The following is a 22,798-nucleotide window of genomic DNA, read 5'->3' on the forward strand; positions in this document are numbered from 1 at the left end:
TTCTGAATCAACCAAATAAACGATGATATATTTTTCTGCCTTCTGCCGTACTTCGAATTCCATGAATCAGCAGCCTGCCGTCCGCAAACAAGATTAACCTTTTTTCAAATGCTTTGATCTCAACAAAATATGGGTTCGATTTAACTGCACATCCCAATTTTAATCCTATATTTTCGGCATCGGCCAATGTAATGGGACGATTTCGATCAGGCAACACCTGAACTGTATCTCTACCGCATATGACTGCGTAAGAATTGACGGCTTCATTTTGTAAAGAAGGAAAAGTGCGATTCTCCCCACATGTTTGGCAGTCATTATTTTTTATGCGTGAAATTCCGATATCACATTGTGTGTTATCCCATAAATTGAAATGATGAATTTTTTTTCGGATCTCTGTTTGATTTCCATTAATCCATTTAATCACTTCTGTGCATTGCAGCGCAGCGGTCACTTGAACTGCCGGTGAGATGATGCCGGCCAAATCGCAGGTTTCATTTATCGCGGGAAGCACCGGCAACAGGCAGCGAAAACAGGCGTTTTCTCCTGGTATAAATGGGAAAACTACTCCTGAGCTTCCAACACATGCCCCATAAATCCAAGGCAGACCGTATTTTACGGATGCGTCATTGATCAAAAGGCGGGTTTCAAAATTGTCTGTTGCATCTATAAAAATCGTACTGACTCCTGCAAGTTTTTCGATAAGTTTTGCATCAAGATGCTCCAAATACGTATACAATCGCAGATCACTTCGAATTGCTTTTAACCTTTTTTCTGCGGCAACAACTTTTGGCCTCATCTGTTCTGCATCATCTTCAGTAAAAAGCTGTTGCCGCTGCAAATTGGAAAACTCGACATAATCCCGATCAACTAAATGAATTTCGCCAATACCGGCTCGTGTCAAAGTTTCAGCAATGGCAGATCCCAATGCTCCACATCCAATGATTGCAACAGCTGTTTCACTTATTTTCTTCTGGCCAGTTAATCCTATGGGGTTAAACAACACTTGCCGGGAATAACGATTATTCAATGGTTTCTCACCTTTCTATCAAACTCACTCAGATGCTCTCTGAACCGAGTGTTTCTTTAGATTTTGGTGTAATATCAGTGAACGTTCCGACATAGCGAACCACTTCACCTGTATCATCGTTTACTGCACTAATATTCAACCATTGAAGATACTCTTCTCCATTTTTTCTTTTATTCCAAATCTCGCCTTGCCACATGCCACTTCCCTCGATTTCTTTCCACATCTTTTTGTAGAAATCAAGAGGCTGTCTGCCAGACTTCATAATACTTGGTTTTTGTCCGACTACATCAGATTCGTCAAATCCAGTCAGTCTGGTAAAGGCAGGATTAACCGTTTTGATTTTTCCTGAGATGTCGGTCACCAGGATGCCCTGGCCCGTAGAGTTGAAAACTTCAGCAGATAGCTGCAGGCGATCTTGATAATACATCCAGACTACCAGCACAAGACTAGCCAATGCGACTTGCGAAAGAAGCATGAAACCGATTGAATACTGCCCCGTAACCGAGAAGATAATCGATAGCATAATCGGAGGGAAAAATCCGCCCAAACCGCCCATCATTGAGACAATTCCGTTCGCAATGCCGGCCTGTTTGTTAAAGTAAAAAGGAACGAGTTTGAAGATAACGCCGTTGCCAATCCCTGCGCTTACAGCAATAGCCAGACTGCCCACAGTATAAAGCTCAATTGTCGGAGAAAATGCCAACATAATTGCGGCGACTGTATAGATGGAGAACGTTCCCATCAATAGCAGCAAAGGCTGCAATTTGTCGCCAAGCCATCCGCCTACAGGCCGCAGAAAAGTTGCAAGTGCAATAAATCCAGCAGTTCGCATGCCGGCATCTACTTTATCGAGTCCGAAATTGCTGACTAAAAAGTTGGGAAGATATATCGTAAACGCGACAAAAGAGCCAAATGTAATGAAGTAAAATAAAGAGAAATACCAGAGCTTCTCATTTTTATAAACCCCTTTAATTTGTTCAATAATAGGGGTTTTCACTTTTGTTTCGTGGCGATCTCCAAAGAAAAAGTTCAGCCCTGCAAAAATCAGCAGCAGGATCAAGTAAATTTTGACTGTTGATGACCAGCCAATTTGGGTAGCAATTAATGGTGCTGAAAATGTAGTGACAGCTGTCCCGATGTTGCCGGCCCCATAAATCCCATTGATAAACCCGTGCTTTTCTTTCGGATAGTACTTAGGCAAAGAAGTGACACCGACGGAAAATACTGCTCCACCGATTCCTAAGAATAATCCACTCACAATAAGGTCTGTAAAACTGGAAGCTTCACTCAAATAAAACACAGGAAACAAAAGCAAGATAAAGCTTACTAAAAATATAATACGAGCTCCAAAGATATTGGCGTAATACCCTAATGGGATACGCAAAATGGATCCCAGTACGACAGGAACCGCTGTTACTATAGCCAATCTTTCTGGAGCAATGGCTATGTCTTCACTGATAAATGGAATAAGCGACGATATTATTACCCACACCATAAAACCCACGACGAGATTCATTGTTTGAAGCGGCAATTGCATTTTCTTGATCATCAAAATCACCTTTTCCACCGAATTTTCTTTACGATTCTTTCATATTAATTTCCTGTCTTCATTGTATCCCTAGACAAGTCTATTTTTAATAAGGGAGAGCCCTGACGATGGAAGGGAAAACCCTTAAAATGAAAAGAGCTGCTTCCAAAGGAAGCAGCTCAGTAAAGTCAGGTAATAAGGGAATTTAATTTTTTATACAATTCGTCTTGATCGACCGCCTTCATCGCTTTTTCAGCCATCGGAAATAATACGGTTTCCTCTTTCATGAAATGGACTGTCAAAACTTCAAATGCCTCTGCTGCGTCTTGCGCAACGGCTTTCATTTGTTCCAATGTCAGCAAGTCGATATTATCACGGGTATGGTGAAAAAAGTGTCCAATATAAGCATCAATTTCCTGGTGCTCATCTTGAATCCCAACGAGTGGTCCCTGCTCAAATCCAATGTAGTTTCCAAGCGCTGGAAAAAAGAATTCTTCTTCTTTATCCGTATGGTTTTTAAAGGGTTCGATAAACTCAAAGAGCTTTTGGCGTAACGTTTTCATGTTTTCACGCCCGGCTTCCAAGCTGAGCCGATCATCTTCAAACGATAAGACAAGTGCATGCCATTCATTCATCAAAAAGGTTAAATAAGCATGTTCATTTTCCAACAGCCTCATCCCGGGTTCTTTAAATCGAAACTCTGATTTTTCTGCCATGCAGATGCCGCCTCCTTACTATCATCAAAAATTCATTAGCTTTTTCTTTAACACATATTCAACTAATTCCGGACGGCTCTTTAACTGCAGCTTTTCCATAATTTTTGATTTGTGCGCTTCGACTGTTTTTACAGATATGAACAGTTTTTGAGCAATTTCTTTATTTCCATAGCCCTTAGCAACCAAAGGAAGTACTTCAATTTCTCTTTTGGACAACAATTCAAAAGGATCTGATTCCTTAACATTTTGATCTTTATTCTGCAATTCCCGAACCAATGACGTAGCCATATTTGGGTGAATATAAGTACCGCCATTATAGATGACTCTTATAGCCTGCAGCAGTTCTTCATCTGGGGCGCTTTTCAGCATATAGCCGGATGCGCCGTTTTTTAACACATGAAATAAATATTCTTCATCGTCATGCATCGTCAAAACCAAAATTTTGGTTTCCGGAAAGTCCTCTTTGATATTTCCTGTCGCCACGAGCCCGCTTTCACCCGGCGGCATGCTTAAATCCAGAAGTAAGATGTCCGGTTGGTGTTTGGCTACCATTTGATAAGCTTCAATTCCATCTGCTGCCATTGCAATTACTTCCATATCTTCTTGGAAATTGAGGATCATGGAAAAACCGCTGCGCACAATTGCATGGTCATCTGCTATCACAATTTTCATGTCGCCATCTCCCGCTTTTCTTGTAAAGGCACACGCAGGTGTACGGTAGTTCCTTTGCCAACTTCAGAACTTATCGTGACATTGCCCAGTACCAATTCGGCTCGTTCATTCATTCCGTATAGTCCAAGCCCAGTTCCTATTGGGTCGCTTCCTCGCACAAAACCGGCACCTTCATCTTTGACAATTAACTGCAGCACATTGTCTTCTTCAAACAACCTGACTTGAACCGTTTCAACATGGGCATACTTAATCGCATTAAATACAGCTTCCTGGCAAATTCTGTAGAAAACCGTTTCGACTTCGGTTTCATACCGTTTTCGTTCAATTGCAGACACAAAGTCGACGCTCAATCCAGAACTTTCTTCCAATCGTTTGAAGTGTGAGCGAAAAGCTGCTTCTAACCCAAAATCATCGAGGGCTGACGGACGGAGTTCTACGGACAGGTTGCGTATATCATCCATTAGCCGTATTAATGTAGCCGTGCTTTCATTGGTTTTCTTTAATACATCTTGATCATCTGTCATGTATTTAAGGGCCCGCAAATCAACAACTGCGCTCAAAAGCTCTTGGGCTACACTGTCATGCAATTCCCTTGAAATACGCTTTCGTTCATTTTCCTGTGCTTTAATGACATTTTTCATCATTGTATTTTGCTCGAGTTTGGTTTGCGTTTCAAATTGAATCGATAAATCTCTTAAGATAAAAACACGGGTGCCTTTTTCAAAATCTACGATATGAAAAGTGGCAGCGTAAGGTGTGATTCCTTTGCCTTCGGTTTCCAGAAAAACTTGAAAAGAGGAAAAATCTTCATGATTGGAACTCGTAAAATAACAGTCTTTGCATGTTTGCAGATCACTCTCACTGGTATAGCCTATACAAACTGTGCAAAGTGCATTTTCTGCACCTTTTTTAAGCTGTTCCAGCACATGGACGTTCATAATTTTTTCGGCGGCAGGATTCATGGAAATTGTCTGGCCTTCCCTGGTAAAAAAGAAAATTGCTTCAGTGCTGTTTTCATACATCTTCAGCATCAAGTCCGTTAATTGTTCTTTTTTGTCAGAAATCAATTACGCAACAATTCCTTTCCATCCAGTTTGCCAAGACCGGATTTTGACATGCTAATCAACAGCTGCAACTTTTCCGTTGTCATTAAGTTTGCTTCCCGGTATCCACCTAAAAGCACACCCACCACTCTGCCGCTATGCCATAACGGTGTGGCTCCTACACTCTTTAACTTTTCCAGTCTTAGTATTGGGTAGTTGAACAAATCATCTCTTGAAGCAAATTCGCTTACATCGGGTACCATCAATGGCTTTCCGCTTTTAAAAACGCCCCCTGCAATTCCTTTTCCAGATTGCAGCACAACTTTTTTGATGCGTTCGCTTGTATTGCCGGAAATGTACTGCCATTTTAACACGTAAAGATTTTCCGCTGGTTGGACCAATGCAAGCGCCATAATATCGCATCCAAGAGCTTCCCGGAATTTTTCAATTTGCAATTGGTATTCTTCTATATATTCCATACTTTTATCTCCTATCAAACTAAAAAGAAAGACTCATTTCTAATTTGTTGGTTTGTGTCTTCTGTATAGGATATAACTTCTGCCCACATAATTCAACGGTACGCTCCAAACATGTACGAGACGCGTAAACGGCCAGAATGCAAATATAGCGAAACCAGTCAAAATATGAATTTTAAAAGACAAAGGCACATTCGCCATAATTTCAGGATTGGCATTAAAAAAGAACAAATCTCGGAACCATACAGATATGGTCAATCGATAATCAAAATCAGGCTGAACCACGTTGGTAACGAGTGTGGCATACATGCCCATCACAACAATAAACAAAAGAAGTGAATTCACCGCAAGATCGGAAAACGAACTTAGTTTCCGGACGCTCGAAATGGAAAAACGTCTAAAAGTTAAAACAATCATCCCAAACAAGGTCATAAAACCGAAAAATCCGCCGATGTAGATTGCGCCGATATGATAAAGATGGTCGTTGACTCCCATGGCGTTCATCCAGCTTACTGGAACGGCCAATCCCCCGATATGACCAAAAATCACGGGGATAATCCCCAAGTGGAACAATAAACTGCCAATCATCAGCTGCTTTTTCTCAATAAATTCACTGGATTTTGCTGTCCAATGAAATTTATCAACGCGGTATCGGTAAATATGGCCGAATATGAAAATAGCCATGCACATATAGGGGAAAACTACCCAAATGAATTTATCAACTGTTTCCATCGACAGGCACCTCCTGCTCGATACAAACTTTAAACGTTTCGCGCAATCCTTTTACAAGATAGTAATATGGACTATTCTTTTCTTCTAAAGACTTGAGCAAATGATAGGTTCCATCTTCCAATACCGCAATCAGCATTTGGAAGCTTTGGGGTGCCCGGGGATCTCCCAGCCACTCAGCTGCATATAAAAACTCGCAGATAAGCGGGAGGAAATCGGATAACTCCGAGTCAGGCATTTCAAGTCCGAACATTTCATACGATACCTTCATCTTGGCAAGCATCTGGCCCCGTTCCTTCGCATCTTCGAACTTGAAGTACGTCATAAACAATGTGCTGTCTTTGTCAAAATCAAAAATATCGGTATACATTTCCTGTATCTGATCCAAGCTCAATTCGTGCATCAATTCCCAATAACGTTGAACATGCTCAAATGCCGGATGATCCGCATCAAATGATTCCTCAATAAGAGAAGGATGAAAATCCAGTTTTTGCGGATAGGTCAGGTGATGGGCAAAGAAGCCGAATGACACTTTGTAACGATATAGCTTCTCTAAATTAATCACGCCAAATACCTCCATAGAAGTTTTCTTCGTAAATTTCTTTGCCTGTTTTCGTAGCGGTTCCAGTTGGGCTTGGGGATGCAGGTCCACAGCCATCACATGAACTGCCAGAATCAGTTCCCCAACCGCCCATGCCTTCTGTATCAAAACCTTCCATTCCTTGTGCTCGGTAAGGGTTGACACGGCCTTCTCTGTGCGTAGTTGGAATAACAAAGCGGTCTTCGTATTTGGCAATTGCCAAGAGTCTATACATTTGTTCCGTTTGATGAGCCGTCATGCCAATTCGCTCCAAGCGGCTTTCATCAAAATCTTTGCCCGTTGTTTTGGCACGCATGTATGAACGCATCATGGCCATACGCTGCAGCGAATGCTTCACCGTCTCGGTATCCCCGGCAGTCAACATATTGGCCAAATATTGAATTGGTGTCCGCATTTCTTCAATAGCAGGGAAAATCATATCTGGATTCTTGATGGAATCTTTTCCTTCAAAATAGTTCATGATTGGGCTAAGCGGTGGTACATACCAAACCATCGGCAAGGTGCGGTATTCCGGGTGAAGCGGGAAAGCCAGTTTATGCTCAATTGCCAGCTTGTAGACAGGTGAATTCTGAGCCGCTTCAATCCAGTCTTCTGAAATTCCGTCTTTTCTTGCCAATGCCATCATCTCAGGATCAAATGGATCAATAAATAAATCACATTGCGCTTTGTACAAATCTTTTTCGTCCGGTGTAGAAGCTACTTCCAGAACACGGTCTGCATCATAAAGCAGAACGCCTAAATAGCGAATCCGGCCTGTACAGGTTTCCGAGCATACGGTAGGCAAGCCTGCCTCGATGCGCGGGAAACAGAATGTACATTTTTCTGCTTTATTGGTCTGCCAATTAAAGTAAACTTTCTTGTATGGGCAACCCGTCATGCAATACCGCCAGCCTCTACATGCTTCCTGATCGACCAAAACAATGCCATCTTCTTCCCGTTTGTAGATTGCTCCAGAAGGACAAGAGGCAACACAGCTTGGATTCAGGCAGTGTTCACATAGTCTTGGCAAATAAACCATAAACGCCTTATCAAAGTTAAATTTGATTTCTTCTTCTATTTTTTGAATGTTTGGATCCAGAGGGCCAGTAATGTGCGCGCCAGCCAAATCATCTTCCCAGTTTGGGCCCCATTCGAGATCCATTTTTTTGCCGGTAATCAACGAGTGCGCCCGCGCAACAGGTGAATGTTCTAATTCACCTGCGTTGGTCAAGTGCTCGTAATTGTAGGTCCAAGGTTCGTAATAATCTTTCATTTCGGGCATATCGGGATTATAAAAGATTTTCCCCAACGCAATTTTTGACAGCTTATTGCCTGATTTCAACTCTAGTTTTCCTTTGCGGAGTTCCCAGCCGCCTTTGTACAGCTCCTGATCTTCCCAACGCTTTGGATAGCCGATTCCAGGCTTAGTTTCTACGTTGTTGAACCACATGTATTCAGCGCCTTTACGGTTGGTCCATGTAGTTTTGCACGTAACACTGCAGGTATGGCAGCCGATGCATTTGTCGAGATTCATAACCATCGCTACTTGTGCTTTAATCTTCAAGCCAGTCGACCTCCTTCATTTTCCGAACCGCTACGTACTCATCGCGCTGATTGCCTATTGGCCCGTAATAGTTAAAGCCATAGCTTAGCTGCGCGTATCCCCCGACCATCTGAGTCGGTTTCAAATGGATCCGTGTTGGTGCATTATGGCTGCCGCCGCGGGTATCGGTGATTTCTGATCCCGGTACTTGGATGTGTTTGTCTTGAGCGTGGTACATGAACATTGTGCCTCTTGGCATCCGGTGGCTGACGACGGCACGCGCTGTCACTACGCCGTTTCGGTTGTAGATTTCAAGCCAAGCATTATCATCAATGTCGTGAGCCTTCGCATCTTCATTGTTGAGCCAGACAGTCGGACCTCCACGGAATAACGTCAGCATGTGCTGATTGTCCTGGTAAGTGGAATGGATATTCCATTTGCCATGAGGTGTCAAATACCGCAGCACGAGTGAATCGACTCCGCCTTTAATCTTCTTATCATTTTTACCAAACACCATAGGTGGCAATGTCGGCTTATAAACCGGCAAGGCTTCGCCAAACTGCTGGAAAATTTCATGGTCAATATAGAAATGTTGTCTGCCGGTCAATGTCCGGAATGGAACCAAACGCTCGATATTTGTTGTAAATGGCGAGTAGCGGCGGCCCATTTTATTGGAGCCACTGAACACTGGTGTTGGTATGACTTCACGCGGTTGGACAGTGATGCTTTGGAAAGTGATTTTCTCTGCGGCGCGATCTGCAGAAATATCTTTTAATGGAACACCGGTATCTTTTTCCGCTTCGATATATGCTTTTTGCGAAACACGGCCATTGGTCGCTGATGATAGATTTAGCATTGCGTCAGCTACTTGACGCGCTGTTTGGATTTTCGGCAAACCGTTTTTAATCGTTTCATCAAAGTACGTGCCGTTTATCTGCTTTAACTCCTCATATTCTTCTGCAACTGAGAAGCTGACGCCGTGGGCACCGGTTTTGCCGGTTGCCAAATTCGGTCCTAAGGTAATGTATTTGTTGTGAATTTGAGTGTAATCCCGCTCCACTATACTGAAGTTTGGCATTGTTTTGCCGGGAATCGCTTCAATTTCGCCTTTGGTCCAATCTTTGACCAGACCCATCGGCTGTGCAATTTCACTGGCTGTGTCATGGGCAAGCGGTGTAATTACGACATCTTTGTAAATACCAGGCAAATGTGTTTCTGCCATTTCAGAGAATCTTTCAGCCAATTTCGCGTAAATATCCCAGTCTGACCGAGATTCCCAAAGCGGATTGACCGCCGGATTAAATGGATGAACAAAAGGATGCATATCTGTTGATGACAAATCGGTTTTTTCATACCAAGTTGCGGCCGGTAACACAATATCCGCATACAGTGGCGTTGAAGTCATTCGGAAATCAAGTGCAACCATCAAATCCAATTTGCCCTCTACATCTTCTCTCCAGACAATTTCTTCTGGCTTTTCTTCGACGTTCGGTTCAGCCAACAAGCCATCCGATGCGCCTAACAAATGCTTCATAAAGTATTCCTGGCCTTTGGCAGAACTGGAAATCAAGTTTGAACGCCAAATGAACAAGGTTCTTGGGAAGTTTTCAGGTGCACCAGGATCTTCTACAGCAAATTTTGTTTCACGGGATGTAACTTGCTCAATAGCGTAATCTAAAATTTCCTTATCGGTCTTTCCACCTTTTTCAGCAGCTTCTTCAGCAAACTGGAGGCTGTTTTTATCAAATTGCGGATAAGAAGGCAGCCAGCCCAGTCTTGCTGCCAATACGTTATAGTCAGCCGGATGCTGGTATGCAACGTTTTCAGCGAGTGGTGAAGTTAGGGCATCTGTGCCGCTTTCTTCATATCTCCATTGTTCCGTTGCAAAGTAAAAGAAGGAAGTTGCATTCTGCAGTCTTGGAGGGCCCTGCCAATCTTTTGCAAAAGCGACTGTAGACCAGCCTTCAATCGGACGGCATTTTTCTTGTCCAACATAATGAGCCCATCCTCCGCCGTTAACACCTTGAGAGGCTGTTAGGATGACCAAGTTTAAAATTGCCCGGTAAATGGTGTCGCTGTTGAACCAGTGGTTGATTCCGGCACCCATTATAATCATCGAGCGGCCATCTGTATCCAGTGAATTTTGTGCAAATTCACGGGCGATCTGCGTAACGACCGATGCTTTTACCGATGTTATTTTTTCCTGCCATGCCGGTGTATAATGGGACGTTTCGTCATCGTAACCTTTGGCGTTGTATTCACTGTCTGTCCGAATAATGCCGTACTGGCTCATCATCAAATCATAAACAGTTGCAGCGTAACGTTCAGTGCCATCTGCCAAAAGGACTTTTCTTGCCGGAATCACGCGTTTAAAGACGCCATTTCCTTGATTATCGAAATATGGAAAAACAATTTCCTTCCATTCTTCTTGGTGGCCTTCCACACTCAAAGCCGGCTCTACTTTAGAGCCATCCTCATTTTCAAGAATTAAGTTCCATTTTTTATCTTCTTCCCATCGCTGACCCATCGTACCGTTTGGAACCATCAAGTTGTCTGCCGCTTCATCAAAGATGACCGGTTTCCATTCTGCATGTTGTGAAGTATCTCCTAAATCACTGGCACGCAGGAAGCGCCCGCCTTTTAATGTATCTTCATGAGGATCCAGAAGAATCATAAACGGCATGTCCGTAAACTGTTTCGCATAATTAATGAACATTGGTTCTTGGCGCGTTTGGTAGAACTCATCCAAAATCACGTGTGTCATGGCTTGAGCCAATGCGGCATCTGTTCCAGGATGTGGAGCCAGCCAATTGTCAGCAAACTTTACATTTTCCGCATAATCTGGAGCCACGGACACTACTTTTGTTCCTTTATAGCGAACTTCTGTCATGAAATGCGCATCCGGCGTCCGAGTCATGGGCACATTCGATCCCCACATCATTAAGTAGCCTGCGTTATACCAATCTGATGATTCAGGTACATCTGTCTGCTCGCCCCATATTTGTGGAGAAGCCGGTGGAAGATCTGCGTACCAATCATAAAAGCTCAGCATCTGCCCACCAAGAAGCGAAATAAAACGTGCTCCCGAAGCGTAGCTGACCATTGACATCGCAGGGATTGGCGTAAAGCCAGCCACGCGATCCGGGCCGTATTTCCGAATTGTGTAAATCAATTGTGCTGCGATCAGTTCCAGCGCATCATCCCAGTTAACCCGGATATGTCCGCCTTTTCCTCGCGCTGATTTATAGAACATCGCTTTTTCAGGATCTTCTACAATGCTCGCCCAAGCCTCTACTGGATTTGCATGGCTTGCACGAGCTGCTTTCCATAACCGCCAAAGCTTACCGCGCATATAAGGATATTTCACGCGAAGCGGGCTGTATTCGTACCAGGAAAACGTAGCCCCTCGTGGACATCCGCGTGGTTCAAATTCCGGCATGTCCGGTCCGCAGGAAGGGTAATCAATTTGCTGATTTTCCCAAGTGATGATGCCGTTTTTCACAAATACTTTCCAGCTGCATGAACCTGTACAGTTAACGCCGTGTGTGGTGCGGACTACTTTATCGTGTGACCATCTTTGGCGGTACATATTTTCCCAATCTCTACTTTTTTCTTCAAGGATTGACCAGCTGCCTGAATAACTTTCTACTGGTTTAAAGAAATTTAATCCAAATTTTTTCTTCATCGCTTACTACCACTCCTTCTCAGAATGAAAACATGGATGGGAATACACTCCATATCATTCGTATGTGTTCATTATGGAAGTGATGCAAAAAAGTTCCCATTAGGGAAAGTCCTATAGAACCGGTGGAACTCCCTTGTTCCCAGAAAAATTGCGGACTTTGTTCTATTAATAGGCAAACTGTTTAAATTCCTTTTAGACGAATCTTGAACAAGCAGACAGGAAACATTCAATATTCCCTCTAAAAATTTCTGTTCAAAATAAAACCAAAGATACCAAGTCCCCTTTTGATTTAACTATGCTTCAGGCCTTTTATTGGAGCGAATAAGGGAGTTCCCTCTTTCCGATAAGGAAATGCCCTAGCTGGAAAATTTCGGGTTTTCAGCGTGTTATACTGAAAAAAAATGAGGGGAATGAATGATTATGTCAGGACCATCTTTGCGCCAATTGCATGCCCATCATGCAATTCACGAAGGCGCCTTATCCGGCGCATTAACAAAAACCGAAGAAGTAGAAGATTTATTGAGAGCTAAAGAATATGAAGTCGCTCGTCAGGCAGCCGACCATTTGCTGGAATATTGGGAAACACGGATCATCAGCCATGCAGACGCGGAAGAAGAAGGATTTTATTTGGAAATGATCGAACAAAACTCCGAACTCAAACAAACCGTAGCCGAGTTGACGCGTGATCACGATATATTGCGGATTATTGTTTCGGATATAAAAAAACTGCTTGAAGACGAAGGCGTCAGCTACGGAGTTATGAAACAGTTCCATGCATTGCTTGTGATAAATGCCATTCATAGCCGTGAAGAAGAACGGCTGCTATTGAAGGAGCCTGCATTATGATAAACACACTCGGTAGAAACGACTTATGCCATTGTGGAAGTGGAAAAAAATACAAAAAATGTTGTGGAGTCCAAGATTCTTCAAACTTGATCACCGAAGAACAAAACAAAGTACTTCAAGGATTTCTCCAGGATTTTTTTGGAAATTTTCCTCGTCCCTCAGAACAAAGAGAGCTGTTGAAATGGAAAGATACGGTTGAAAACCTGCTCGTCCCTCTTTACGGGGAAGAAAAATCAAACGGAATTATTGGGGATATCTTTTTCTTTTCCGAACGGGTCGATGTGTGGAATGGTTTTATCGAACAAAAAATTGCCAAGGAAGAAAGAACACAAATTAAACAGATTCTTGAAACTTGGCTCAACCCCATGTTTATGGCCGGCGAAGTTGTTTCCGTCTCCGACTACCGCGCACAGGTCCGCGATTTGCTTTCTGAAGCAGTCATGGAAATTGAAGTCAATGAATCCTTTCCTGTAGAAGCCGGAAATATTGCTTCTGGTTTTTACTTGCCAGATGTTCGAATGGGTGCACATTTCTTCATGGTGCTAAACAGCTTGACTGTTGCTGTTGAAGTCGAAGAGGATAGCGTTTCCAAGCTTCAAACTATGTATCAAAGCTCTAAAGCTGCAACGGCACAGGAATTTTACAGCCAAAACATCCTGACGGTTTATCAACTACTGAGCAGTGGCCTCCTCGCTACTGACAAAGTTTCTTCGGCCGTTCTTGAGACTGTGGAAGAGTTGGAAAACTTCCTGATAGATCATGATTTAAAAAGCGATGAACTAATCGAAGCCTTTTTCCATTACGCAGAACCTTTAGCGTTGATTCCTAAAGAAGCTGTGGCTGGCGCAATTCAATTTGCCATCGAAAACCAGTTGATAAAATTGGAATGGCGTGCCGAAGACATTGCAAAGTATTTTGCCGTAGACGAAGAAAAATTGGAAAGCTTCAAAAAAGAAATTGATTCTTTTTATCAAAACGCAACGGGAAATGAAGACACTGAAAAAGAAGCAGTATATGCTTTCGAAGTGGGAACAGATCCCAAGAGCAGCGAACTGCGGAATTGGCAATTGTATATGCATTTAAAAAACGCCACCATCAAAAGCGAAAATGAATTAAAACGCCAGATGGAGTATTATCACAGCAAATCTTATGAACCAAAAACCAAATTGGAAAGTGCTCAACTTCTTGCCTATAATGCATACACCGATTCAACTACGGCAAGCCACTTGAAGGAAATTCAGCAATTAGATCCACAAAATACAGACGCATTTCTACTGGCCGCTGAAATGGAAGCCGATTTGGCAACGAAAGAACAATTGCTTCAGCAGGCAGTTGCCTGCGGCAAAGAACGTTTCGAGCCGGAAATGGATGTTGCTTGGCTTTACGTTCCCAATCGCCCCTACTTGCGCGCGTTATTTTTGCTTGGGAACTTCTATTGGGAACAAGCTCGCTTTGAAGAAGCCTTCCCTGTTTACTACGAGGTATTACGTTTAAATCCGGGTGATCACCAGGGCGTACGATATTTAACGGCATCTGCATTAATAGCACTCGGACGTCTTGAGGAAGCTGAGAGTTTAATCCTCCATTACGAACAAGAGTTAAGCGATAACGCATTCTTTGGTTGGTTTAAGTGGTCGATTGAACAGCAAAAAAATATACTTTCACAAAAATCCCAGGAACTCTATACAGAAGCTATTGATCAAAACCCATATTTGAAAAAATATATTGAGAAACAGTCTGCTGCTTTGCCTTATCCAAAGTCAGCTGCCATCACTCCACGCTCTCCTGAAGAAGCCACGCTAATTTGGACATTTTTAGCGCCGACGCTTCAGGGCAGTAAACACAAGATATTGCAGACATAGAAAAATAAAAAGGGCTAAAAAAGGCTGCATTTTCTGTACAGAGGGTGCAGCTTTTCCCAATCCACTTTCTTAATTTCAACAACTAAGACCAGAACAAGCTCAGCCTTAAATAAATGAATGCTACTTCTACACAAACTTGACGCGTATCAAGGTTTCTTAAAAAAAATTCGGTTAAGCTGATTTTATCAACAGCTAAAATTTTAGTAGGAGCGAAACATATGTTGGTGCGCAATAAGTAGGAGTGTTCATTATGAAGAAAATACTTATTCTTTATGCAAGTTCTACCGGAAATACAGAAGAAATTGCCTGTTTGATGCAGACATATCTCAATTCAAAAGGATTTGAGGTGACGCAAAAAAATATAGAATTGGACAACATGGAGTTGGATTCACTGCTTAGTTATGATGGTATCTTGTTTGGTACCTACACTTATGACGATGGAGATCTTCCCTTTGAAACAGCGGTTTTCTGCGACAGCTTGGAAAACCTTGATTTAAAAGGAAAAGTAATCGGTGTCTTTGGTTCAGGAGATACGGCCTATTCTCAGTTTTGTGAGGCAGTAGATTTGATGAAAGAAAAGTTTGAACTTTTGAATGCAACTGTCATTGAACAGACGGTCAAAGTTGACCTGTTTCCAGATTCAGATAAAGATCTGCTATCCATCAAAATAATGATGGATCAATTTCAAAAAACGTTATTGAATTCTATAAATCCCGAATTATCTAAGATATAAAAATGAGGAGAGATGAAAATGAAAGAACAAAAACAAGCTCAATACGACGGTTTTAATGAAACAGATCGCATGATTAATGAAGGATTGGGCAACGGCTCAATCAATCCGAAATATGCAGAAGTTCATGCAGAACTAAAAGCCAAAGAAGAACTTTTATCGCTTTCTATTGCACAAGATAAATCAAAAAAGAAGGATGACGATAAATGAATGCCATTCAATTAACTTCAATGTTTTCAGTTGATTTCCACTTTACATCGCTATTGCATAATCATAATTTGATTCTAATTGTCGGTATTGTTGTTCTTTTCATTTCTGTACTTTTACGTTCAGTAAAAACATTTTCTTTGCAAGCTACTTTGCTGTTTTTGTTGTTTGTAAGCCAAGAAGTTTTTTCCAATCCGCTCTATATTTTGTTGATTGTTCTACAATTAGCGTTAGGTTTCTGGGTGCTTTGGAAAGTGAAAGAGGCAATAGATGAAACATTCTATCGGCAGTCCGAAAAAACATTAAAAAGAACACGAAAGCTAACAAGAGGCGGAAATTCTGGCACGCATCATTTTTTACTTTAATAACTATTCTTTTTAAAAGATGTCTACACAACGCCTATCAAAAGCGTTGTGTAGACATCTTTTTTAAAAAAATATAACAGCTAACGCTACTTCCAGTTGTAAAGTAGATTACATATTTCATGGCATCAAGACTAATTCGTAAATTCTTTACTACCAATCGAAGATATAAAATAAGGATTCTCAAGTCCAAAGTATTTGATAAACACCAAATAAAAAAAGCCCAGCCGAGGATAATAGCGGCTTGGACTTTCAATTGTTGATTTATTCGTCTGCGTGAACCACATATACTGTCATTGAAGTGGTTCCATTATTTTCTATACTGATCTTTTGTTGAGGATTGCAGTGAATGATATCTCCCTGGTGAACAGCAGACTCTATGTCATCCAGATAGCATATACCTTCTCCTTCGGCCACAAACACATAGGCATTCTTTTGGGGATGGCCATGCTTAGGCATGACTTGTCCTGGCAGAAAGTTAAATACGATTACTTTACTTTTTTCTTCTTCTATAACCACTTGCTTTGACATTTTCTTTTCATCGTATATTTGAAGATCCAACAATTTTTTGATAGTCATGATTTTTGCTCCATTCTGGTTTGGTTTTTTCAAGCTTTTTTGCTAAGTAAATAGGGCTGCCGATAAAGCAAGACTGATCATTGATATTCAGCTATTCTTCTGCATTTCACCTTTTGTGTCCTTCTTACTGTTCTATCATACAAGTTCTACAAATAAAAAAACTTGATCATCGTCAAGAAACTCAATGAAAATGTGGAGCGTTTTCTCTTAGAATTGGAGAGGATGGACAAAATAAAACTGCACCTCCTATCGCAGAATACCTGCTTTGCAATAGGAGGTGCAGTTTAGATTAAATTAGCGTTTAGAATACTTACTACTTACTACTTACTTTTCGCCGCTTAATTCAACAAGAATTTTCACTTGTGTTTTATCTTTTGTTAACGCCTCGAAGCCTTTTTCCACAATGTCATCCAATTGAATTTGAGAGGTGACAATGCTCTTTGGATTTAATTGGCCCGTCCCCATCAAGTCTACCGTTTGTTGGAATGACGTCGGTGTGTACGCAATCGAAGATGTGATTTTCACACCGGTATTGGTCAATTGAAGCGGATTCCATTCGATGGGTCTCGCGAAAATAGACACAATCACCATTGTTCCACGCGCTTTTGTTGCTGCGATTGCCTGTGTGAATGTGGGTGCGACACCGGCCACTTCAAACGATACATCGACCCCGTCTGGAACAATAGCACGAATGGCTTCGACAGCATTTTCAGTTCCGGAGTTGACGATATGTGTAGCCCCTAATTCTTTTGCTTTTTCCAGACGCGTTTCGGATAAATCCAAGACAATGATTTTGCTGGCTCCTGCCGCTTTTGCCGCAATTACCGTTACCAAGCCAATAGGGCCGGCTCCAAATATCGCGGTCGTGTCTCCAAATTGAAGGCCGCCTTCTTTGATCGCTTGAACCGCCACGGCAGTGGGTTCAACGAGCGCGCCTTCTTGCAGGCTTAAAGTTTCCGGAAGCAGGTAGACATTCGATTCGGGGGCATTGGCAAACTTCGTGAAGCCCCCATCTCCGTGAAGACCGATAAAGCTAAAGCCATCGTATTGGTCAATGTCTTCCGGTTTGTTGCCAAAAGTTAACGTAGGATTAATCGCGACACGATCTCCCACGTTAAACTTGGTTACTTGTGATCCCACTTTTTCGATGACACCAGCAAATTCGTGACCCATGATCAGGGGTGCGACTTGACCCGTTAGCTGGTCTTCTTTTTCCGTAGGAACAAAAACCGGCCCTTCCTGGTACTCATGCAAATCACTGCCGCAAATACCCGCCCATGCGACACGGACCGTTACTTCATTGTCTTTTAATGTTTTTAACTCCCGTTCTTCGATGCGAATGTCTTTTTCTCCATACCATACGGCTGCTTTCATAATATAATTCCTCCTGAGTTTTTAATCTTGAATGCTGTTTATTAGTGATAAGAGTCAGCACATCTGCTCTGTTCGGCTCTCTTCTATTCTATTGCAGTTCTATTTTACGATCTGTGACTTTTCTCACAAAATGTGCAGTTTTTCTTGTAAAACTTGTTGCAGGAGTTGAGAAAACTAATTAGCAGAATAAATACGAACCTAAGTCTGCATAGCTTGAAAGACTTCGATTCTTTGTTTCTAATTACATCCTATTCTTCTTCTCCTTCCAAAGCATCATTTCCCAAATAAGCTTGCAGCATCCAGATATTTTTATTTAAGCTGGCTTTGTAGCCAATTAACATATCCACAGTTACGTCGTCTTCTTCTGTCACAGCAAGATGGATTGCTTTTACTGTGACATCCCGGACAACCCGGTAATCGTCCACCAATATGCTGACCATCGCTTGAGAAGAAAGAGATTCCTCATAGGGTGTTTCATTAATAAAGGCATGTTCCAGATATTCCGCTAAAGTTGAATAAGGTTTCTCACCCATAGCTATCAAGCGCTCACCAAAAGCATCGTAATAATTGTTTGCTTCGTTGTAAAGTTCATTGAATTTTCCGTGCAGTGTAAAGAATTCCGGACCTTTTAAATACCAATGGAATTGGTGAAGTTTTACAAAAAGTACGTTTTGATTTGCGATTAAATGATTGACCATAAAAGCACCAGTAGCCTGGTGGTGTTCGGTGTGTTCAGACATGATAAAATTCCTCCCAGTAGTTTGCTTGAATGCATATTGATAAAAAGAAAAAAGAGAGTTGTGATTTTTTCTCCATTATCACGCTAAATTAAACTAGCTATAAGCTACAACTTTTTCATAAAGTTAAGCATGTACAGGTTCCATCTTTTCTTTCAGATGCATGTTTTTACGATTGAATCTCATCAATCTCATGGCGTTCAAGATCACAATTAACACGCTCGCTTCATGAATGAACATGCCGGATGCCAGATGCACTGAGCCAACCAGCACGCCAATCAACAAGACAGCAACGATTCCGATTGCAAAAAATGTATTTTGTTTCATGTTGCGGATAGTTGCTTTAGATAGCGAATAGGCATGCGAGAATTGCATCAGTTTATCAGCCATTAACACGACATCGGCAGTTTCCATGGAGATGTCTGTTCCGCCTTCTCCCATGGCGATGCCGATATCCGCTGTAGCAATAGCGGGTGCGTCATTAACACCATCACCTGCCATTGCGACAATACTTCTTTTTTCTTTTAACTTCTTGATAAAAGCCACTTTATCTTCCGGCAATAATTCGGCATGAAATTCATCCAATCCCAATTGAGCAGCAACGAGTTTAGCAGTATGCTGGTTGTCGCCAGTCAACATAATAATTTTCTTGATTCCATTTTTTCTCATTTGAGCAAGGGCAGGGGCTGCATCTTCACGAATTTGGTCCGCAATCGAAAAGATGCCGGCTATTTTCCCGTTTACCGCTGCTAAGATTGCAGTGTTGCCAGCTTTTTCACGTTTCACTGCGTAGGCTTCAACTTCTGGTGTGATGAGAATGCTTTTGGCTTTCATCAGTTTTCGGTTCCCAATTGTCAAAACTTGTTCTTCTACTGTAGCCACTAGGCCATTGCCTTTAATGACTTCAACTTTTTTAGGCTCATGATCGAGATCCATGTTCCGGGCTTTCGCTTCTTTGACAATCGTCTGTCCGAGATGGTGTTCAGAAACTGTTTCAGCTTGTGCTGCAAGCCGAAGCAAATTTTGTTCTTCATAAGAATGAAAGACTTTAATATCGGTCACTTCGGGTTTTCCTTTGGTCAGTGTCCCCGTTTTGTCAAACACGAGGGTATCAACTTTCGAAAAGCGGTCCATCACTTCACCACCTTTAACCAGTACCCCATTTTTCGCTCCATTGCCTATTCCCGCAACACTGGAAACCGGTGCGCCGATAACTAAGGCACCTGGACAGGCAATGACAAGAAAGGTAATTGCAAGATGAAAATCTCTTGTCAAAACATAAACGAGAATAGAAAGCACAACTACCGCAGGTGTATAAATATTGGCGAACTTGTTGAGGAATTTTTCGGTTTTTGATTTGGATTCCTGTGCCTCTTCCACAAGTTCAATAATTTTTGCAAACGTTGTATCGTTTCCGACTTTTTCAGCAATAATTTCAATATAGCCTGCATCTATGACGGTGCTGCTAAAAACTTTATCACCTGATTTTTTCGATGCTGGAACCGATTCGCCTGTAATGGCTGCTTCATTTAATGAGGCATGCCCTGTGACAATTTTGCCGTCCACCGGTACTTTTCCGCCAGTGCGAATAATGACCCGGTCCCCTTCGTTTACTTCTTCCACCGGAACTACCAGATCCTTGCCACCGCGTATGATGGTTGCTTCCTGGGGTGCCATGTCCACCAAGTTCTTTAGAGAAGAGCGTGTTTTCTCCAGTGTTCGTGCTTCCAAATAATCTCCAAAAAGGAATAGGAATGTCACGACCGCCGATTCCACGTATTCTCCAATAAACAGAGCACCAATCACAGCGATGGTTACAAGCATCTCAATACTGAACGCTTTCATTCGAAGCGCTTGAAGTGCTTTTATCGCTATTGGGATTCCTGCGATTACCGAAGCCGCAATTAATGTCATTTGCCGCAAGTTCTCATAACCCATGTAATGCAAAATGAGAGCGAGTATTAATAAGAAACCAGCGACAAAGGCAAGATTTTTTTTGTGTTTATGAATAAATCCAACCATTTTTGTACCTCCTCTTTCTCTATATTTCTACAGTCATTTTTGTTTTCTTCATTTTTTCTCCCTTCTTCTTTACCTCTGCTTTTTCTCTACAGATTTATCATAAATCGTTTTGAATAAAGATAACTTGACCCTTATCAAGAAGTGAAACTTTCCCTATCGCTCAGCTTTTTTTTTTCCTATTTCTCTTTACTTAAAAATTCAAAAAGGCATATGACAAAAAAATTGATTGGCGTCAAGGAGTTGAATGGTTAAACATCTTATACTAAAGATAGAAAAAACAAAGGAGAGATTAACATGACCACAGTTAAATTCCAATTAGAACCACTTACTTGTCCTTCTTGCATCAAAAAAATTGAAGGGAAACTAGGAAAAATGGACGGCGTTGAAGAAGTAAAAGTTCTTTTTAACTCCAGTAAAGTAAAAGCAACCTATAATGAGGAAAAGGTAGCACCTGATGAATTGAAAAAAGTCATCGAGAACCTGGGTTATCCCGTAGTTGCTTAATCAAGGTTATCCTCATATCAAATAAAAACACGAGCTTCCTTAAATAATAAGGAGCTCGTGTTTTTGTATGCAAAGATTGATTCAACTATGCAATCTCAGAAAGATTTTTATATCTGTATCATTACTTAACCATGTTGTCACTTCCAAAAAAGTTACGAAACATTTGAACGGTCGTGTCTCTGTTCATCGATGAGATTGAGGTTGTTAAAGGAATCCCTTTCGGACACGACTCCACACAATTTTGAGCCATGCCGCATAACTGAATTCCTCCGGGTCCCATTAATAAGTTCAGTCGAACATCTTTATTCATTGCGCCGGTGGGATGAGCATTCATCAAACGAACTTGTGATATGGGAGCAGCTCCGATAAAGTCAGATTTGTCATTAACATTCGGGCATGCTTCTAAACAGACACCGCACGTCATACATTTAGACAATTCGTAAGCCCATTGGCGTTTGCGCTCCGGCATACGCGGGCCATCGCCAAGATCGTGAGTGCCGTCGATTGGAATCCATGCTTTGAGTCTCTTCAAGGTATCGAACATGGTATTGCGGTCAACAATCAAGTCTCTGACGACCGGGAATGTCTTCATCGGCTGCAGCCGTATTGGCTGTTCCAGTTGATCAACTAAAGCCGTACACGATTGGCGAGCCTTGCCATTAATGATCATTGAGCAGGCACCGCAAACTTCTTCCAAACAATTCATGTCCCAAGTCACAGGTGTGGTTTTTTGACCTTCCATATTGACTGGATTGCGCCGAATTTCCATCAAAGCAGATATGACATTCATATTCATGACATAGGGTAGTTCGAATTTCTCCCAATAAGAATCTTCATCCGTAGAATTTCTTCGTTCAATTTCAAATAACACTGTTTTTGCTGCTTCTCCCATCAAAAATCAACTCCTTCTTTTGAAATGATTTTATTTTTAAAACGAAATAATGTCAGAAGTTCTTCTTATCCTATCCAATTTTTTGATCTTCCTGCTTTAGCCTATAAGCTCTTCGTAAAAATAACTTTGATGTCGGTCAAGGATTCATAATTCCAAACAATAAGGAGTGAGCAATGGTGGTAAGAAAAAATGAAGAAGATTATAAATCAATTGATTTTTAATTTTCTTTTATAATAAACCTTCGCTGCCGGTTGAATTTTATTACGGTCTTTGCTCAGCTTTTCTCCAGCCCTTGTCCATCTCTTGACATGTAAGGTACATCTTCCGATTAGCCTTTAGGTAATAAGGAATGAGAACCTGAAGTTCGTCAGGACATATTTTTGATAGCTTGAGCAAATGTTGAAAAACAGTTTCGGATACTTCGTAATTTTCCATACAATTAGGTAATGCTTTCACTTTTTCTGTTAAATTTTCCATTCGGATATCACTGATATGAACCCAAAATGTTTCAACTTGGGTCTCTAGTTTTTTTCCCGTGAAAGAAGTGGTTTCGCGGGTCAATCTAGCAAATAACGTAATGGAAACCAAATCATCCTCAATGTATTCATCTTTGGACTTCAGAAAAAAATATGAGACGGATTTCTCGGCAATCAATTGGTGGGAGGACATTATTTGCAATCACCT

General features: G+C 41.6%; 22 protein-coding genes. 6 read left to right on the plus strand and 16 right to left on the minus strand.

Translation table 11 applies throughout. The annotated features are described in order from the left end of the window. Nucleotides 1-7 precede the first annotated feature (7 nt). The 10 genes from AC4EG4_RS06500 to AC4EG4_RS06545 form a co-directional block, all read right to left on the minus strand. Nucleotides 8-1,027 (minus strand): ThiF family adenylyltransferase, encoded by a 1,020-nt coding sequence (locus AC4EG4_RS06500; protein WP_490987308.1) that lies wholly within the window; start codon nt 1,025-1,027, stop codon nt 8-10. Between the two features lie 28 nt (nt 1,028-1,055). Then, nucleotides 1,056-2,576 carry a nitrate/nitrite transporter gene (locus tag AC4EG4_RS06505; RefSeq protein ID WP_490987309.1) on the minus strand — a complete coding sequence of 507 codons (1,521 nt, stop codon included), beginning with the start codon at nt 2,574-2,576 and terminating at the stop codon, nt 1,056-1,058. Nucleotides 2,577-2,743: 167 nt separating this feature from the next. Beyond that, the gene (locus AC4EG4_RS06510) at nt 2,744-3,271 is read right to left on the minus strand and encodes a hemerythrin domain-containing protein (RefSeq protein WP_490987310.1); all 528 of its coding nucleotides are present in this window, start codon (nt 3,269-3,271) and stop codon (nt 2,744-2,746) included. A 24-nt stretch (nt 3,272-3,295) separates the two neighbouring features. Next, complete coding sequence (locus AC4EG4_RS06515; protein WP_490987311.1) at nt 3,296-3,943, minus strand: response regulator transcription factor; 648 nt, start codon at nt 3,941-3,943, stop codon at nt 3,296-3,298. Further along, entirely contained in the window at nt 3,940-4,974 is a 1,035-nt protein-coding gene (locus tag AC4EG4_RS06520) for a sensor histidine kinase (protein ID WP_490987509.1), read from the minus strand. Before AC4EG4_RS06520 ends, AC4EG4_RS06515 begins: the two co-directional genes overlap by 4 nt. A gap of 32 nt (nt 4,975-5,006) precedes the next feature. Continuing rightward, nucleotides 5,007-5,465, minus strand: coding sequence for a GAF domain-containing protein (locus AC4EG4_RS06525; protein WP_490987312.1), 459 nt, complete (start codon nt 5,463-5,465; stop codon nt 5,007-5,009). A gap of 39 nt (nt 5,466-5,504) precedes the next feature. Continuing rightward, entirely contained in the window at nt 5,505-6,194 is a 690-nt protein-coding gene (gene narI / locus AC4EG4_RS06530) for a respiratory nitrate reductase subunit gamma (protein ID WP_490987313.1), read from the minus strand. Further along, on the minus strand, nt 6,181-6,756 hold the full coding sequence (narJ, locus tag AC4EG4_RS06535; protein ID WP_490987314.1) for a nitrate reductase molybdenum cofactor assembly chaperone: 576 nt from the start codon (nt 6,754-6,756) through the stop codon (nt 6,181-6,183). The genes narI and narJ overlap by 14 nt, the downstream gene beginning before the upstream one ends. Beyond that, nucleotides 6,749-8,335 carry a nitrate reductase subunit beta gene (narH, locus tag AC4EG4_RS06540; protein WP_490987315.1) on the minus strand — a complete coding sequence of 529 codons (1,587 nt, stop codon included), beginning with the start codon at nt 8,333-8,335 and terminating at the stop codon, nt 6,749-6,751. Before narH ends, narJ begins: the two co-directional genes overlap by 8 nt. Next, nucleotides 8,325-11,999 carry a nitrate reductase subunit alpha gene (locus AC4EG4_RS06545; protein WP_490987316.1) on the minus strand — a complete coding sequence of 1,225 codons (3,675 nt, stop codon included), beginning with the start codon at nt 11,997-11,999 and terminating at the stop codon, nt 8,325-8,327. Before AC4EG4_RS06545 ends, narH begins: the two co-directional genes overlap by 11 nt. A gap of 420 nt (nt 12,000-12,419) precedes the next feature. On the opposite strand from AC4EG4_RS06545, the gene AC4EG4_RS06550 reads away from it, so the two are divergent. The 5 genes from AC4EG4_RS06550 (at nt 12,420) to AC4EG4_RS06570 (ending at nt 16,009) form a co-directional block, all read left to right on the plus strand. Continuing rightward, the gene (locus AC4EG4_RS06550) at nt 12,420-12,845 is read left to right on the plus strand and encodes a hemerythrin domain-containing protein (RefSeq protein WP_490987510.1); all 426 of its coding nucleotides are present in this window, start codon (nt 12,420-12,422) and stop codon (nt 12,843-12,845) included. Further along, nucleotides 12,842-14,707 (plus strand): SEC-C domain-containing protein, encoded by a 1,866-nt coding sequence (locus AC4EG4_RS06555; protein ID WP_490987317.1) that lies wholly within the window; start codon nt 12,842-12,844, stop codon nt 14,705-14,707. Before AC4EG4_RS06550 ends, AC4EG4_RS06555 begins: the two co-directional genes overlap by 4 nt. 250 nt (nt 14,708-14,957) lie before the next feature. Next, nucleotides 14,958-15,440: a flavodoxin domain-containing protein gene (locus tag AC4EG4_RS06560; protein ID WP_490987318.1), complete on the plus strand. Its 483-nt coding sequence runs from the start codon at nt 14,958-14,960 to the stop codon at nt 15,438-15,440. An 18-nt stretch (nt 15,441-15,458) separates the two neighbouring features. Beyond that, a complete protein-coding gene (locus tag AC4EG4_RS06565) occupies nt 15,459-15,647 on the plus strand; it encodes a hypothetical protein (protein ID WP_490987319.1) in 189 nt (62 codons plus the stop codon). Continuing rightward, complete coding sequence (locus tag AC4EG4_RS06570; RefSeq protein WP_490987320.1) at nt 15,644-16,009, plus strand: hypothetical protein; 366 nt, start codon at nt 15,644-15,646, stop codon at nt 16,007-16,009. The genes AC4EG4_RS06565 and AC4EG4_RS06570 overlap by 4 nt, the downstream gene beginning before the upstream one ends. Nucleotides 16,010-16,270: 261 nt before the next feature. On the opposite strand, the gene AC4EG4_RS06575 is transcribed toward AC4EG4_RS06570, so the two are convergent. From AC4EG4_RS06575 to AC4EG4_RS06590, 4 genes are all read right to left on the minus strand, one after another. Then, entirely contained in the window at nt 16,271-16,585 is a 315-nt protein-coding gene (locus AC4EG4_RS06575; protein WP_490987321.1) for a cupin domain-containing protein, read from the minus strand. Nucleotides 16,586-16,909: 324 nt separating this feature from the next. Next, nucleotides 16,910-17,959 carry a 2,3-butanediol dehydrogenase gene (locus AC4EG4_RS06580; protein WP_490987322.1) on the minus strand — a complete coding sequence of 350 codons (1,050 nt, stop codon included), beginning with the start codon at nt 17,957-17,959 and terminating at the stop codon, nt 16,910-16,912. Nucleotides 17,960-18,207: 248 nt separating this feature from the next. After that, on the minus strand, nt 18,208-18,699 hold the full coding sequence (locus AC4EG4_RS06585) for a Dps family protein (RefSeq protein ID WP_490987323.1): 492 nt from the start codon (nt 18,697-18,699) through the stop codon (nt 18,208-18,210). Nucleotides 18,700-18,822: 123 nt separating this feature from the next. Further along, nucleotides 18,823-20,718 carry a heavy metal translocating P-type ATPase gene (locus AC4EG4_RS06590; RefSeq protein ID WP_490987324.1) on the minus strand — a complete coding sequence of 632 codons (1,896 nt, stop codon included), beginning with the start codon at nt 20,716-20,718 and terminating at the stop codon, nt 18,823-18,825. A gap of 294 nt (nt 20,719-21,012) precedes the next feature. Between AC4EG4_RS06590 and AC4EG4_RS06595 the strand changes: the two genes are divergently transcribed. After that, nucleotides 21,013-21,222 (plus strand): heavy-metal-associated domain-containing protein, encoded by a 210-nt coding sequence (locus AC4EG4_RS06595; RefSeq protein WP_490987325.1) that lies wholly within the window; start codon nt 21,013-21,015, stop codon nt 21,220-21,222. A 121-nt stretch (nt 21,223-21,343) separates the two neighbouring features. Here the strand turns inward: AC4EG4_RS06595 and sdhB are convergent, their stop codons facing one another. Next, complete coding sequence (sdhB, locus tag AC4EG4_RS06600; protein WP_490987326.1) at nt 21,344-22,114, minus strand: succinate dehydrogenase iron-sulfur subunit; 771 nt, start codon at nt 22,112-22,114, stop codon at nt 21,344-21,346. Nucleotides 22,115-22,375: 261 nt separating this feature from the next. After that, nucleotides 22,376-22,783 carry a hypothetical protein gene (locus tag AC4EG4_RS06605; protein ID WP_490987327.1) on the minus strand — a complete coding sequence of 136 codons (408 nt, stop codon included), beginning with the start codon at nt 22,781-22,783 and terminating at the stop codon, nt 22,376-22,378. Nucleotides 22,784-22,798 lie beyond the last annotated feature (15 nt).

This window comes from Planococcus sp. TJ-201 (genome assembly GCF_058268495.1).

What these genes read in the sequence shown, in the direction of transcription:
- AC4EG4_RS06505 (WP_490987309.1), bottom strand. Translation starts at nt 2,576, where the DNA reads ATGATCAAGAAAATGCAATTGCCGCTTCAAACAATGAATCTCGTCGTG.
- AC4EG4_RS06510 (WP_490987310.1), bottom strand. Translation starts at nt 3,271, where the DNA reads ATGGCAGAAAAATCAGAGTTTCGATTTAAAGAACCCGGGATGAGGCTG.
- AC4EG4_RS06515 (WP_490987311.1), bottom strand. Translation starts at nt 3,943, where the DNA reads ATGAAAATTGTGATAGCAGATGACCATGCAATTGTGCGCAGCGGTTTT.
- AC4EG4_RS06520 (WP_490987509.1), bottom strand. Translation starts at nt 4,974, where the DNA reads ATGCTGAAGATGTATGAAAACAGCACTGAAGCAATTTTCTTTTTTACC.
- AC4EG4_RS06525 (WP_490987312.1), bottom strand. Translation starts at nt 5,465, where the DNA reads ATGGAATATATAGAAGAATACCAATTGCAAATTGAAAAATTCCGGGAA.
- narI (WP_490987313.1), bottom strand. Translation starts at nt 6,194, where the DNA reads ATGGAAACAGTTGATAAATTCATTTGGGTAGTTTTCCCCTATATGTGC.
- AC4EG4_RS06545 (WP_490987316.1), bottom strand. Translation starts at nt 11,999, where the DNA reads ATGAAGAAAAAATTTGGATTAAATTTCTTTAAACCAGTAGAAAGTTAT.
- AC4EG4_RS06550 (WP_490987510.1), top strand. Translation starts at nt 12,420, where the DNA reads ATGTCAGGACCATCTTTGCGCCAATTGCATGCCCATCATGCAATTCAC.
- AC4EG4_RS06555 (WP_490987317.1), top strand. Translation starts at nt 12,842, where the DNA reads ATGATAAACACACTCGGTAGAAACGACTTATGCCATTGTGGAAGTGGA.
- AC4EG4_RS06560 (WP_490987318.1), top strand. Translation starts at nt 14,958, where the DNA reads ATGAAGAAAATACTTATTCTTTATGCAAGTTCTACCGGAAATACAGAA.
- AC4EG4_RS06565 (WP_490987319.1), top strand. Translation starts at nt 15,459, where the DNA reads ATGAAAGAACAAAAACAAGCTCAATACGACGGTTTTAATGAAACAGAT.
- AC4EG4_RS06570 (WP_490987320.1), top strand. Translation starts at nt 15,644, where the DNA reads ATGAATGCCATTCAATTAACTTCAATGTTTTCAGTTGATTTCCACTTT.
- AC4EG4_RS06575 (WP_490987321.1), bottom strand. Translation starts at nt 16,585, where the DNA reads ATGACTATCAAAAAATTGTTGGATCTTCAAATATACGATGAAAAGAAA.
- AC4EG4_RS06580 (WP_490987322.1), bottom strand. Translation starts at nt 17,959, where the DNA reads ATGAAAGCAGCCGTATGGTATGGAGAAAAAGACATTCGCATCGAAGAA.
- AC4EG4_RS06585 (WP_490987323.1), bottom strand. Translation starts at nt 18,699, where the DNA reads ATGTCTGAACACACCGAACACCACCAGGCTACTGGTGCTTTTATGGTC.
- AC4EG4_RS06590 (WP_490987324.1), bottom strand. Translation starts at nt 20,718, where the DNA reads ATGGTTGGATTTATTCATAAACACAAAAAAAATCTTGCCTTTGTCGCT.
- AC4EG4_RS06595 (WP_490987325.1), top strand. Translation starts at nt 21,013, where the DNA reads ATGACCACAGTTAAATTCCAATTAGAACCACTTACTTGTCCTTCTTGC.
- sdhB (WP_490987326.1), bottom strand. Translation starts at nt 22,114, where the DNA reads ATGGGAGAAGCAGCAAAAACAGTGTTATTTGAAATTGAACGAAGAAAT.
- AC4EG4_RS06605 (WP_490987327.1), bottom strand. Translation starts at nt 22,783, where the DNA reads ATGTCCTCCCACCAATTGATTGCCGAGAAATCCGTCTCATATTTTTTT.